This is a genomic window from Arcobacter roscoffensis, from assembly GCF_024267655.1.
GTDB classification, from domain to species: Bacteria; Campylobacterota; Campylobacteria; order Campylobacterales; family Arcobacteraceae; genus Arcobacter_B; species Arcobacter_B roscoffensis.
Map to the genome: position 1 here is coordinate 2,607,700 of NZ_CP100595.1, position 13,464 is coordinate 2,621,163.

14 protein-coding genes and 5 tRNA genes are annotated in these 13,464 nt (G+C 31.6%); 3 read left to right on the forward strand and 16 right to left on the reverse strand.

Annotated elements, in window-relative coordinates; genetic code table 11:
- Nucleotides 1-57: 57 nt before the first annotated feature.
- The 15 genes from rplL to mraY form a co-directional block, all read right to left on the reverse strand.
- Complete coding sequence (gene rplL / locus NJU99_RS12390; RefSeq protein ID WP_254576223.1) at nucleotides 58-432, reverse strand: 50S ribosomal protein L7/L12; 375 nt, start codon at nucleotides 430-432, stop codon at nucleotides 58-60.
- Between the two features lie 56 nt (nucleotides 433-488).
- Nucleotides 489-977, reverse strand: a complete 489-nt coding sequence (rplJ, locus tag NJU99_RS12395; protein ID WP_254576224.1) for a 50S ribosomal protein L10 — start codon at nucleotides 975-977, stop codon at nucleotides 489-491.
- A 167-nt stretch (nucleotides 978-1,144) separates the two neighbouring features.
- Nucleotides 1,145-1,843 carry a 50S ribosomal protein L1 gene (gene rplA / locus NJU99_RS12400; RefSeq protein WP_254576225.1) on the reverse strand — a complete coding sequence of 233 codons (699 nt, stop codon included), beginning with the start codon at nucleotides 1,841-1,843 and terminating at the stop codon, nucleotides 1,145-1,147.
- 75 nt (nucleotides 1,844-1,918) lie between these two features.
- Nucleotides 1,919-2,344: a 50S ribosomal protein L11 gene (gene rplK / locus NJU99_RS12405; RefSeq protein WP_254576226.1), complete on the reverse strand. Its 426-nt coding sequence runs from the start codon at nucleotides 2,342-2,344 to the stop codon at nucleotides 1,919-1,921.
- Between the two features lie 98 nt (nucleotides 2,345-2,442).
- Nucleotides 2,443-2,970 carry a transcription termination/antitermination protein NusG gene (gene nusG, locus NJU99_RS12410; protein ID WP_254576227.1) on the reverse strand — a complete coding sequence of 176 codons (528 nt, stop codon included), beginning with the start codon at nucleotides 2,968-2,970 and terminating at the stop codon, nucleotides 2,443-2,445.
- Nucleotides 2,971-2,982: 12 nt separating this feature from the next.
- A complete protein-coding gene (gene secE / locus NJU99_RS12415) occupies nucleotides 2,983-3,165 on the reverse strand; it encodes a preprotein translocase subunit SecE (RefSeq protein WP_254576228.1) in 183 nt (60 codons plus the stop codon).
- 78 nt (nucleotides 3,166-3,243) lie between these two features.
- A tRNA-Trp gene (locus NJU99_RS12420) sits at nucleotides 3,244-3,319 on the reverse strand.
- Between the two features lie 38 nt (nucleotides 3,320-3,357).
- On the reverse strand, nucleotides 3,358-3,528 hold the full coding sequence (gene rpmG, locus NJU99_RS12425) for a 50S ribosomal protein L33 (protein WP_254576229.1): 171 nt from the start codon (nucleotides 3,526-3,528) through the stop codon (nucleotides 3,358-3,360).
- A gap of 9 nt (nucleotides 3,529-3,537) precedes the next feature.
- The gene (gene tuf / locus NJU99_RS12430; RefSeq protein ID WP_254576230.1) at nucleotides 3,538-4,746 is read right to left on the reverse strand and encodes an elongation factor Tu; all 1,209 of its coding nucleotides are present in this window, start codon (nucleotides 4,744-4,746) and stop codon (nucleotides 3,538-3,540) included.
- Nucleotides 4,747-4,953: 207 nt separating this feature from the next.
- Nucleotides 4,954-5,030, reverse strand: a tRNA-Gly gene (locus NJU99_RS12435).
- A gap of 10 nt (nucleotides 5,031-5,040) precedes the next feature.
- Nucleotides 5,041-5,125: transfer RNA gene (locus NJU99_RS12440), tRNA-Tyr, on the reverse strand.
- A 67-nt stretch (nucleotides 5,126-5,192) separates the two neighbouring features.
- Nucleotides 5,193-5,269 (reverse strand) — tRNA-Thr (locus NJU99_RS12445).
- Nucleotides 5,270-5,284: 15 nt separating this feature from the next.
- Nucleotides 5,285-5,360 (reverse strand) — tRNA-Phe (locus NJU99_RS12450).
- Between the two features lie 36 nt (nucleotides 5,361-5,396).
- Entirely contained in the window at nucleotides 5,397-6,572 is a 1,176-nt protein-coding gene (gene murD / locus NJU99_RS12455; protein WP_254576231.1) for a UDP-N-acetylmuramoyl-L-alanine--D-glutamate ligase, read from the reverse strand.
- 3 nt (nucleotides 6,573-6,575) lie between these two features.
- A complete protein-coding gene (gene mraY, locus NJU99_RS12460; protein ID WP_254576232.1) occupies nucleotides 6,576-7,637 on the reverse strand; it encodes a phospho-N-acetylmuramoyl-pentapeptide-transferase in 1,062 nt (353 codons plus the stop codon).
- Between the two features lie 114 nt (nucleotides 7,638-7,751).
- Here mraY and gpmI point away from each other — a divergent pair, with 114 nt between their 5' ends.
- Genes gpmI through NJU99_RS12475 form a run of 3 tightly spaced genes read left to right on the forward strand, consistent with a single transcriptional unit; the run spans nucleotide 7,752 to nucleotide 11,908 of the window.
- Nucleotides 7,752-9,227 (forward strand): 2,3-bisphosphoglycerate-independent phosphoglycerate mutase, encoded by a 1,476-nt coding sequence (gpmI, locus tag NJU99_RS12465; protein WP_254576233.1) that lies wholly within the window; start codon nucleotides 7,752-7,754, stop codon nucleotides 9,225-9,227.
- A 6-nt stretch (nucleotides 9,228-9,233) separates the two neighbouring features.
- Nucleotides 9,234-9,929: an ATP-binding cassette domain-containing protein gene (locus tag NJU99_RS12470; protein WP_254576234.1), complete on the forward strand. Its 696-nt coding sequence runs from the start codon at nucleotides 9,234-9,236 to the stop codon at nucleotides 9,927-9,929.
- Between the two features lie 2 nt (nucleotides 9,930-9,931).
- A complete protein-coding gene (locus NJU99_RS12475; RefSeq protein WP_254576235.1) occupies nucleotides 9,932-11,908 on the forward strand; it encodes a transglycosylase domain-containing protein in 1,977 nt (658 codons plus the stop codon).
- Nucleotides 11,909-12,009: 101 nt separating this feature from the next.
- On the opposite strand, the gene glnA is transcribed toward NJU99_RS12475, so the two are convergent.
- On the reverse strand, nucleotides 12,010-13,437 hold the full coding sequence (gene glnA, locus NJU99_RS12480; protein ID WP_254576236.1) for a type I glutamate--ammonia ligase: 1,428 nt from the start codon (nucleotides 13,435-13,437) through the stop codon (nucleotides 12,010-12,012).
- Nucleotides 13,438-13,464: the final 27 nt, after the last annotated feature.

Consider the following 13,464-nt stretch of genomic DNA (forward strand, 5'->3'; position numbering starts at 1 on the left):
GCTAATCTTTACACAAGGCCGTCGCCTTGTGTAACGTGTGTAAGATAGGGAGGAGAATTATGCTAATTCTACAGTAGCTCCAGCACCTTCTAATTCAGCTTTTGCAGCTTCAGCGTCATCTTTAGAAACACCTTCTTTTACTTTAGCACCAGCTTCTTCAGCCATTGCTTTTGCTTCTTTTAATCCAAGACCAGTTAACGCTCTAATTACTTTAATTACGTTAATTTTCTTAGCTCCAGCATCTTTAATGATAACATCAAACTCAGTTTGTTCTTCAGCAGCTTCAGCAGCAGCTCCACCAGCAGCACCAGCTACAGCAACAGGCTGTGCAGATACTCCAAATTTTTCTTCGAATTCTTTTACTAATTCAGATAACTCTAATACAGATAAACCAGAGATGTATTCTAATACGTCTTCTTTAGAAATTGCCATTTCGTTATTCCTTAATTTTTTTTATTTTATTTTATATTTATTAATTGCTTAAGTTATTAAGCAGCCTCTTCTTCTTTTTTCTTTGCAAGAGCATCAAGCCCAATAGTAAAGTTCTGAACTGGAGCCATCCAAGTAGCAGCAAGCATACCAAGAAGTTCATCTCTAGATGGTAATTTAGCGAATGCCATAACCGTAGCAAGATCAGCGATCTCACCTTCAATGATACCAGATTTAATTTCGAACTTATCTTTATTAGCAGTAGCGAACTTATCAGCAACTTTACAAGCAGAAATTTGATCTTCAGACCATAAGAAAATGTTATTTCCAGTTAACTCGATATCACCAAGTTCTGCATTTTTAACAGAAACAGCAGCTAAAGTATTTTTAGCAACCTGAACTTTAACACCATTTTCTCTAGCATCGATTCTTAAACTTTCTAATTCTTTGTGTGATACACCGTTAAAATCACAAACTACGATAGCTTGAGACTCTTTGAATTCACCAGTTAAGAAATCAATTATTTCTGATTTTTGTTGTTTAGTCATTTATATATCTCCTTCCAAAACATCCAACTTCAGCAGGTTTTACAAGATACTGGAGTAGTATCTAACCGGCTATCTTCAGTTTTTAATGTAGTGCTTTGAATAACACTCAAAAATATTGATTTGATATCAACACTTTTGAATGTTTATATTAAATAAGGAAAAAATCCTTATTTAATGTCCATTAACTCACTTGTGTCCATTTTAATTGATGGAGACATTGTTAATGATACAGCTGCATTAGTAAAGTATCTACCTTTTGCAGATGCTGGTTTTGCTTTATTGATTGCACTAACAAATGCTTCAATATTTTCTTTTATAGCTTCTGTTGAGAAAGAAATCTTTCCAACTGCTGCTTGCATGTTACCTTTTTTATCAACTCTATATGATACTTGTCCACCTTTAGCATCATTAACAGCTTTTGTAACATCCATAGTTACTGTTCCAGTTTTAGGGTTAGGCATTAAACCTTTTGGTCCTAAGATTCTACCTAGTTTACCAACTAATCCCATACAATCAGGAGTTGCAATTAATACATCAAAATCAATGTTTCCAGCTTGAACAGATTCTACTAAATCATCGTTACCAACAATATCAGCACCTGCAGCTTTTGCTTCATCAACTTTAGCACCCTTAGCGAATACTGCAACTCTTACAGTTTTACCAGTACCATTAGGAAGTACAACAGCACCTCTAATCATTTGGTCAGCATGTCTTGGATCTACATTTAAGTTTAATGCAACTTCAACTGATTCATCAAATTTAGCAGATTTTAATTCTTTTAATAAGTCACAAGCTTCTGCTAAAGCATAGTTTTTTTCTTCAATTTTTTCTGATAATGATTTATATCTTTTTGAAATTTTTGCCATTTTATTCTCCGCAATATTTTATTTTGCTACCGCCTTTTTAAGTCCGGTGGTAAGACTTTTTAAAGAAACTAAAGCTTATGCTTCAGTTTCAATACCCATAGATCTAGCTGAACCTGCAACAATTTTAGCTGCTTGCTCTCTATCGTCTGTATTTAAATCAGCGATTTTCATATCAACGATTTCTAAAACTTGTTCTTTAGTTAACTTTGCAATTTTGTTTTTTAAAGGGTTATCAGAACCTTTTTTAACACCAGAAACTTTTTTAATTAAATCTGTCATTGGTGGTTGCTTAGTTACAAATGTGAAACTTTTATCTGAATAAACTGTGATTTCAACAGGAATGTTAAATCCACCTTTATCTTTTGTCTTTTCATTGAATGCTTTACAGAATTCCATGATATTGATACCTCTTTGACCTAATGCAGGTCCAACTGGTGGTGATGGGTTTGCTGCACCAGCAGGTATTTGTAATTTAAGTGTACCTTCTACTTTTTTAGCCATGCTATTCCTTTTTAAAAATTGATTATAATGTATTTAGGCATTAGGCAAGAAAACTATTAAAGAAGCTAGTTTTTTTGCCTAATGCCTAATAAATTATATTATGCTACTCTTTCTACTTGTGTATAAGAGATTTCAACGGGTGTATTTCTTCCAAATATTGAAACATTAAGTTTTAAAATTCCAGAAGCCATATCAAAGTCTTCTACTATACCATTAAAGTTAGCAAATGGACCTTCATTAATTCTTACCATTTCACCTTCATCAAAAGAAACTTTTGGTTTAGCAGCAGCTCTATTTTGAACTTTTTCTAAAATCATATTAATATCTTTATCAGATAAAGGAGTAGGTTTTTTTGATTCACCAATAAACCTTCCAACTCTAGGCATTGATTGAATTCTATGCCATAATGCAGTGTCTAAATCAATTTTAGCAAATGCATATGCAGGATAAAGTGGTCTTTCAACTATATTTTTTTTACCTTTTTTGATTTCTATTAAATCTTCTGTAGGTACTAAAACTTCAGCAATTTTACCATCATTCATCTCTTCAGATAATTGTTCTAATGCTCTTTTTACAGATAACTCACTCCCTGAGTAAGTTTGTATTGCATACCACTTTTGTGCCATATTCTATTATCCTTAATTCATTATTGATGATAAGCTTAAAGACATAACTGTGTCAATTAATGCTAAAAATAGTGAAATTACAGTTACTACAATAAATACAGATAAATATGCAGATCTAATTTGCTCTTTAATAGGAAATATAACTTTTGAAAGTTCTTCTTTTGCATTCTTGTAATAGTTTTTTAATTTGTTCACAATTGACTCCAGATTTGATGATAATAAGCTTGTAAATTCTTTTAAAAGGAGTCTAAACTTCTTTTAAAAAAATTTAAATGGCAGGCCAGGAGGGACTCGAACCCACAACCGTCGGATTTGGAATCCGGCGCTCTACCATTGGAGCTACTGACCTGTAAGTCAAGGCTTGTCTCCAAGCCTTGATATAAAGTCTTACGACTTAAGTTTTATTTCTTTGTGTAAAGTGTGTTTTTTTAATCTAGGACTATATTTCTTAGTCTCAAACTTTTCAGTATGAGTCTTAGGGTTTTTTGTCGTTGTGTAGTTAATATCACCACATTCTTGACATTTTAATCCGATTTTGATTCTAACTCCGTTTGCCATTAATCAACCTTACTCGATGATTTCAGCAACAACACCAGCACCAACAGTTCTACCACCTTCTCTAATAGCGAACTTAGTTCCCTTATCAAGAGCAATTGGAGCAACAAGTGTAACAGTCATTTCTACATTATCACCTGGCATAACCATTTCAGTACCTTCTGGTAAAGCACAAGAACCAGTTACGTCTGTTGTTCTTACATAAAATTGTGGTCTGTATCCTGAGAAGAATGGAGTGTGTCTACCACCTTCCTCTTTAGATAAGATATATACCTCACCTTTAAATACAGTATGTGGAGTAATAGATCCTGGCTTAACAAGAACTTGTCCTCTTTGTACGTCTTCTTTTTTAATACCTCTTAAAAGAATACCTGCATTATCACCAGCTTCAGCGTAATCCATTTCTTTTCTGAACATTTCAATACCTGTAACTGTAGTAGTTTGAGTATCTTTTAATCCAACGATTTCAATAGTATCACCTAATCTAACAGTACCTTGGTTAATAGCACCAGTTACAACTGTACCTCTACCTGCAATTGAGAATACATCTTCAACAGGCATTAAGTAATCTTTATCAGTAGATCTTTCTGGAGTTGGAATATAAGCATCAACTTCAGCCATTAAGTTATAAATCTTTTCAGACCATTCACCAGCTGTACCAGCTTTAGCTTCTTCTAATGCTTGGAATGCAGAACCTGCAACGATTGGAGTATCATCACCTGGGAAGTCATACTCAGAAAGTAATTCTCTTACTTCCATTTCAACTAATTCTAACATTTCTTCTTTATCTTCGTCATCTAATTGATCTTCTTTGTTTAAGAATACAACGATGTATGGAACACCAACTTGCTTAGATAATAAGATATGCTCTCTTGTTTGAGCCATTGGTCCATCAGTTGAAGCAATAACTAAAATAGCACCATCCATTTGTGCAGCACCTGTAATCATGTTCTTAACATAATCGGCGTGACCTGGACAATCTACGTGAGCGTAGTGTCTAGTTTCAGTTTCATACTCAACGTGAGAAGTAGCAATAGTAATTCCTCTTTCTCTTTCCTCTGGAGCATTATCAATTTGATCATAATCCATTGTAGCTTGACCATTCTTAAGCCCTAAACACATAGTGATAGCTGCTGTTAATGTAGTTTTACCGTGGTCAACGTGACCAATAGTACCGATATTTACGTGCGGTTTCGATCTTTCGAATTTTTCTTTTGCCATAAAATTCCCCTTCTAAATTTGTGGTTATAGCCCTCTGAGTAGATAAGCCCATTAGCTTCTCTATTCAGAGGGGATTACTATTATTTGTTTTGTGACGTGTATTATATTTAAAAAATACTAAAATTTAACTTTAATGGGAGTGTTTTATGTATAGAGTTATAAAAAATATGTGCTTATAACTCAGCTCCCAGTAAACAATAAAATAAATGGAGCGGGAGACGAGACTCGAACTCGCGACAATCTGCTTGGAAGGCAGAGGCTCTAGCCAACTGAGCTACTCCCGCATCATTTAAGTGGTGGTGAGGGAAGGATTCGAACCTTCGAAGCCGTAGGCGGCGGATTTACAATCCGCAGGATTTGACCACTCTCCAACCTCACCGATAAAAAAATTATTGTTCTGGTCAAGCGCTGGTCTTCAAGACTTACGCACGACAATTATTAAAAAATGGAGCTGGTGAAGGGACTTGAACCCCCGACCTGCTGATTACAAATCAGCTGCTCTAGCCAACTGAGCTACACCAGCGCCAATAAATTTGAATGGTGGTTCGAGGCAGAATCGAACTGCCGACACAAGGATTTTCAATCCTTTGCTCTACCGACTGAGCTATCGAACCCTCTCAAATTGGAGTGAAAGTATACACATTAGTTTATTAATTTTCCCTTAAAGTAAAAACCAATCTTTTAAATTCTTCTCCTCTTTGCTTGTATGAGTTAAATTGATCCAAAGAGGCAGCCGATGGAGACAGCATTGCAAGGCTTTTTTGATTATGTGATTTATCTATTAATTTTACTGCGTTTTCTAAAATTTTACATTCATATGCAGTTAAGTTGTATTCATTTGATAAAGAAACTAGTTTATTTGTATTGCTTCCTATTGCATAAATTGTAATATTATACTCTTTAATATGCTCAAAAAGTGGTTTTAAATCAGCTCCTTTATCGTCTCCACCCAAAATTAAATGGATTTTTTCTTCTTTATAAGGTCTAAGAGCATTTATAGTTGCATCAACATTTGTAGCTTTACTATCATCTATCCATAATCTATTATGATTATCTTTAAACTCTTCTACTTTATGCTTGTCTACAATATATGTATTTATATTTTCATAATCAATTACATCAAAAAGAATCTTTTTAGAACATAATGCCAATAAAGCATCTAATAAAAAAGGTTCTTTAAATTTTATCTTTGATTTGTCAATATTGAATTTATCACATAAATCATCACTGTTCTTATATGTAATTAACTTAGCATCAGTTTTTATATATGAGTATTCTTCTGGAATTATCGCTATTTCACCCTCACCCATCATTGATATTGGTTTTAATTTTGCATTTTTGTACTCTTCAAATGAACCATGCCATGAAATATGATCCTCTGATATTGGAAGAAGTAAATATAGATTTGGTTTTGCTTTATTTGTATAATGAAAAGTAAAAGAAGATGTCTCTAGAATCCATATGGCACTATCAAGTGGAAGTTTTGATGTTGGAGTACCTATGTTACCCCCACATACACTATTTTTTTCTTTAAGTATATGTTGACACATTTGTGTTGTAGTTGTTTTTCCATTTGTTCCACTTATCCAAATCGAAAAGGGCATACTCTCACTAAATAAATCATAATCACTTATAATATTTTTAGAGTTTTTAATCATCTCATTATGAGGTGGAATACCTGGACTTACAACTGTTAATTCACTACTTTGTTTATCATAATGATGAAAATCACTTTCATCATATAATAAAGCATTTGGGAACTTTTCTTTAATTGCTTGGGCTGTTAAGCCCTTGCCTAATACTCTTATTTCTTTTTGATAATCCATGCTCTACCTAATTTTTAAACTCATTAATGCAAAAAGATTTGTCATAAAAGATATAATCCAAAATCTAACAATGATTTTATTTTCTTTCCAGCCCTTTTCCTCAAAATGATGATGAATAGGTGCCATTAAAAAAACTCTTTTTTGTCTTAATTTATATGACCCAACTTGTAAAATTACAGATACTGTTTCTAGTACAAAAATAAACCCTATTAGTAATAATAGTATTTCTGATTTAGCAACTATTGCCATATATCCCATAAATGCTCCAATAGGAAGAGAACCGCTATCACCCATGAATACTTGTGCAGGATGAGAGTTAAACCATAAGAATGCTATTAGAGCTCCTGAAATTGCTGCACCCATTACAGCTAGTTCTCCTGCAATTTGAATATTTGGAAGAAGTAAATAGCCTGCAATTATTGCATGACCTGTAACATATACCAAAGCAGATAGTGTAAAAAATGCCATAATAGAAGGAACTGTAGCCAAACCATCTAATCCGTCCGTTAAATTAACAGCATTAGAAGTAGCAACTAATACCAATACCCAAAAGCCTAAAGAGAATATCCCCATATCAAATAAAGGAAGTTTATAAAATGGTGTATATAAAGTTGTAGTATGTTCATAAAAATATAGAACAAGAATTACTATCATTGCACTTAATATTTGAAGCAGTAACTTACCTTTAGCACTTAATCCTGCATCATTTTTGTCATTTGATATTTTTGAATAATCATCTTGAATACCAATAAGTGAAAATAAAGCAATTGTTAAAAGTCCACCAACAATATAAAAGTTATTTAATTTAGCTGTTAATATAGTTGCAACAATAGTAGCAATAATAAATACAATGCCACCCATAGTAGGTGTTCCTACTTTCACTTTATGTGAATCAGGTGCTAAATCATAAATAGGTTGAGATGCTTTTTTTGATTTAGCCCAAGCGATAAATTTAGGCATTAAATACATTGTAAGCAAAAAAGCAATAAAAAAACTAATACCAGCTCTTACTGATATATATTGAAAGATATTAATATCTAGGTGTCTGTAAAACCAATAAAACAATTTAAACCTTCATTTTGTATTAAAATAGATGATATGTTTTCAGCAAACATATTCCTATATTTTGATATAATCCATGCGATTATATTATATTATAGTTTTTAAAAGGTTTAAACAATGGCAAATAAGACAATTCTAGTAATTACTGATGGTATTGGTCACAATGATTCTAATGACTTCAATGCTTTCTCAAATGCACATACTCCTACTTACGATTATTTATTTGAAAATACACCATTTTCGTATATTCATACATATGGTAAACACGTAGGATTACCTGATGGACAAATGGGAAATTCAGAAGTTGGACATATGACAATTGGAAGTGGTAGAACTTTATATCAAGATTTAGTAAAAATCAATATTGCATTAGAAGAGAATACTTTAAAAGATAATAGTGTATTAAAAGATACATTAGATAAATCAAATGATATACATTTAGTAGGACTTTTAAGTGATGGCGGAGTTCACTCTCATATTGAACATATTATAGGCATGGCAAAAATTGCAAAGTCTAATAATAAAAAAGTATTTATTCATATAATCACTGATGGTAGAGACGTTGCACCTGATTGTGCTAATAAATATGTACAAGAAATAATAGATATTTGTGATGAAGATATCAATATAGCAACAATTTCTGGAAGATATTACTCTATGGATAGAGACCAAAGATGGGATAGAGTTCAAAAAGGTCATGATGCAATTGCTCTTGGTTTACCAAAAACAAATAAGTCTCCTACTGATTATGTAAATGATTCATACAAAGAAGATATATATGATGAGTTTTTAATTCCATGTGCTTTTGAAGGATATAATGGTTTGAAAGAAAATGATGGAATTATTTTCTGTAATTTTAGAAGTGATAGAATGAGAGAATTATCATCTGCACTTGGTGATGAAAATTTTTCTGCCTTTCCAAGATTTGCGAATAAATTAAATCTTGCAACAATGACACAATATGATAAGAACCTGCCATTACCTGTACTATTTCCAAAAGAAGCACCGAAAAATACTTTAGCAGAAGTTATTTCAAATGCAGGATTAAAGCAACTTCACACAGCAGAAACAGAAAAATATGCGCATGTTACGTTTTTCTTTAATGGTGGAGTTGAAGAACCATTATTAAATGAAAGTAGAGTTTTAATACCTTCTCCAAGTGTTGCAACTTATGATTTACAACCTGAAATGAGTGCTCCGCAAGTAGGAGAGGCTGTAATAAAGGCTATGGATGAGGATACAGACTTTATTGTTGTAAACTTTGCAAATGGTGATATGGTTGGACATACAGGAGTTTTTGAAGCTGGTATAAAAGCTGTTGAAGCTGTAGATAAAGAATTAGGTCTTATTTTAGAAAAAGCAAAACAAAAAGATTATAATCTTGTATTAACATCAGATCATGGTAACTGTGAAATGATGAGAGATGAAGATGGAAATACTTTAACAAATCATACAGTAGGAGATGTTTTTTGTTTTGTTGTTGCAAAAGAAGTAAAAAAAGTAAAAAATGGTAGTTTAAATAATATAGCACCAACCGTTTTAAAACTTATGAATTTAGAAATTCCTGAAGAAATGGATGAGGCATTAGTTTAATTTACTATGTACAAGCTTGATATTAAAAAACTAAAAATTTCTAATAATGATAATATCTTAGTAGATATATCTTTTAATATTAATAGCTCGACTGCCTTAATTGGAGAGAGTGGAAGTGGAAAGTCTTTAACTTTAAAAAGCTTACTAAATCTACTTCCAGACTCTTTAAACTTAAAAAAAGATATAAATAGCAATTTTACTTTAAATAGCGAAACTATAGGATTAATTCCACAAAACCCATTTACTTCTCTATCGCCTATGACAAAAATCTCTAAGCAATTTTTTTGCTCAAAAAAGAAACAACAAGACCTTTTAAAGTTGGTTGATTTAAATGATGAAGTTTTAAATAAATTTCCTAGTCAATTAAGTGGAGGTCAAATTCAAAGAGTTATAATTGCAATTGCCTTGAGTAAAGATATAAAACTATTACTACTTGATGAGCCAACTACAGCTTTAGATGTAAAAAATAAAGAAAATATAATAAAGTTAGTTGATCAGTTAGTAAAAAGATTAAATATACTTATACTTTTTGTTACTCATGATATAGAATCAATAAAAGACTTATGTGAAAATATAGTCATAATAAATAAAGGAAGAATAGTTGAAAAAGGTTCAACAAAAGAAATTTTAAATAAGCCAAACAATGACTATACTAAAAAATTAATTGATTCAAATTTTAAAAATAAGGATTTCAGGAAATAAATATGATTAAATATATATTTGCTTTCTTCGTAATAGTAGGATTAGCAACATTAGGTTGGCTATATACTTTATATGATGAAATAAAACACGATGTTGACAAAGTTATTAATTACAATCCAAAGCAAAGTACACAATTTTATGATAAAGATGGAAGATTAATAGCAAATATATTCAAAGGTGAAAACAGAGAATATGTAAACTATGATGATATACCTGCAAGAATTATTGAAGGATTGATTGCAATTGAAGATACTCAATTTTTTGAGCATCATGGAGTAAACCTTGATGCCATATCAAGAGCAATGATTAAAAATATTAAAGCAGGTGGGTATGTTGAAGGAGCTAGTACTCTTACTCAACAACTTGTGAAAATGTTAGTTTTATCAAGAGAAAAGAAGTTAATTAGAAAAATTAAAGAAGCCCTACTTTCAATTAGACTTGAAACAATGCTTACTAAAGAAGAAATTTTAGAAAGATACTTAAATAATGTATACTTTGGTCATGGATACTATGGTATTAAAACAGCTGCAAAAGGTTATTTCAAAAAAGATTTATATGAATTAACTTTAAAAGAAATGAGTATTTTAGTGGGACTTCCTAGAGCTCCTAGTTTTTATGATCCTACAAAAAATTTAAAGATTTCATTAGCAAGAGCAAATCAAGTTATTACAAGATTAAATACATTAGGTTGGATAAATAAAGAACAATATGAAAGATCAATAAAAGAAACACCAAAAGTTTATAGTCAAACTCTAACGAAAAATAAAGCTCCATATATTATTGACTATGTCTTAAAACTTTTAAAAGATGATGTTCCTGATATTCAATATGGTGGTTATAATATAAAACTTACTATTGATTTAGATGCACAAGATATTGCAAAAGAAGCTTTAAATAAAGCATATGAAAAAGCGTTAGAAAGAGATGAAGCTTATAGAAAAAAAGAAAAAGATTTAGATAATGATTACTATATAAAAAAGCTAAATGGTGCATTAGTTTCAATTGATAGTAGTACTGGAAAGATTTTAGCTTTAGTTGGTGGAATTGATTATAAAACATCTATGTTTAATAGAGCTGTGCAAGCAAGAAGGCAACCTGGTTCTGCTATTAAGCCTTTTCTTTATCAAACTGCTTTAAATGAAGGATTAAATCCGGCATCAAAATTAGTTGATATTTCAAGAACATATGATTATAAAGATGCAAACGGTAATGATAAAAAATGGCAACCAAAAAATTATGGAGGAAGATTTAAAGGCTTTATTAATTTAAGAGATTCTCTTGTTCAATCAAGAAATCTATCAACAGTTAATCTTGTGACAGATACAGGTACTGGTGTAATGTATCAAGCATTAGAAGATTATGGTTTTAAAGGAATGCCAAATGACTTATCAATTACACTTGGTTCAATGTCTGTATCTCCTTTACAATTAAGTGAATATTTTAGTGCTTTTGCAAATCATGGAACTATCGTAAAACCTTATATTATTGAATCTATTACAAATAGAGATGGCGAAAAAGTTACTTTTGAACCTCAAACAAGAGAATTAAACTCACCTGAACAAACTTATCTTATTACATCAATATTAAATGATGTAGTAAAAAAAGGGACAGGAAGAGGAGCACAAGTTGATGGAATTGAGCTTGCAGGTAAAACAGGAACAACAAATGACAATGTTGATGCGTGGTTCTGTGGATATTCACCATCAATTCAAACTATAGTATGGTTTGGGAAAGATGACAATACTCCAATGAGAAGAAGTGAAACAGGAGGAAAAACTCCAACGCCAGCTTTTGCACATTTTTATAAAGAATATTTAAAAATACATCCTGAAATTCCAAGAAGATTTGAGAAACCTGCAAATGTTTATCAATCAAAAATCAATGGTAAATTAGAATACTATACAGACAAATCTCCATTACCGGAAATAGAAGTAAATATTATTCCTGAAGATCCCCAACAAGAAGTAATAGAGTTTTAAAACTTTATTACTTAATTTTCAATTAGTAACTTCTAATATATTTAACATAAAAAAAGGCAAGTTCAAATGAACTTGCCTTTTTTATTATACTGAAGTTATAATTAACAAGAGTAAGTTGATTTAAATTCAAATGCAGTTGGTCTAGACTCGTCTGGCCAAACTTGTGTTTCAAATTTATAGTGTTGGTATGTATCTACCATTTCTTGAGTAAATACAGGTTTTAAGAAATCATTATCTCTAATTAATGCTTCTAAAGAACCTCTTAAAGTATGAGGCATTTGAGGTATTTCTCTTTCTCTAATTTCATCTAATGGCATTTCAAATAAATCTTCATCCATTGGACCAATAGGCTCAACTTTGTTTGCTATTCCATCAAGACCAGCCATTAACATAGCAGCAAATGCTAAATAAGGACAAGCTGTAGAATCTGGGAATCTCATTTCAATTCTAGTTGCTTTTTCACCAGCTCCATAAGGAACTCTACAAGAAGCAGATCTGTTTTGAGATGAGTAAGTTAAGATTGAAGGAGCTTCAAATCCTGGAATTAATCTTTTGTAAGAGTTTGTTGATGGGTTAGTAAACGCAGCAACTGCACGAGCGTGTTTAAAGATTCCACCTACATAATGTCTCGCCATTTCAGAAAGGTTACCATATTCACCTTCTGTATAGAATAAGTTTTTACCATCTTTCCAAATTGATTGATGTACGTGCATACCATTTCCATTATCACCAAATAATGGCTTAGGCATAAATGTACAAGATTTACCATTTAAATGTGCAACCATTTTACAAACGTATTTATATTTTTGTACATTATCAGCAGCTTCAATTAAATCTCCAAATACGATACCAATTTCACCTTGAGCTTGTGCAACTTCGTGGTGTCCTAAAACAACCTCTAATCCTACTTGCTCTAATACTAGCATCATTTCAGCTCTTAAATCAACCATTGAATCTGTTGGTTGAACTGGGAAATAACCACCTTTAGTTCCTGGTCTATGACCCATGTTTCCTAATTCATAATCAGTTGAAGACGCCCATTCACCCTCTTCTGAATCAACTTTAAAGTATGACTCATTAATATTATCAACAATTTTTACATCATCAAAGATAAAGAATTCATTTTCAGGTCCAAAGTATGCAACATCACCAACACCAGACTCACTTAAATGAGTTAATGCTTTTTTAGCAATAGATCTTGGACATTTTTCATACATATCACCCTTATAAATGTCATAAACATCACAAATTACAATGATTGTAGAATCAGCTGTAAATGGATCTAAGAAAGCAGTTTCAACATCTGGCTTTAAAATCATATCCGATTTATTAATTGGTTGCCATGCATCAACAGATGAACCATCAAAAGGCATACCTAATTCTAATTGGTCTTCAGTAACAGCACTCATCATATATGAAATGTGATGCCACATTCCCTTCATATCTGAAAATCTAAAATCTACAAATTTTACTTCATTTTCTTCACAATATTTAAAAAACTCTTCAGTATTGTTTACAAACTTACCCATAGTTTTAACTCCTTGAAATAATTAATG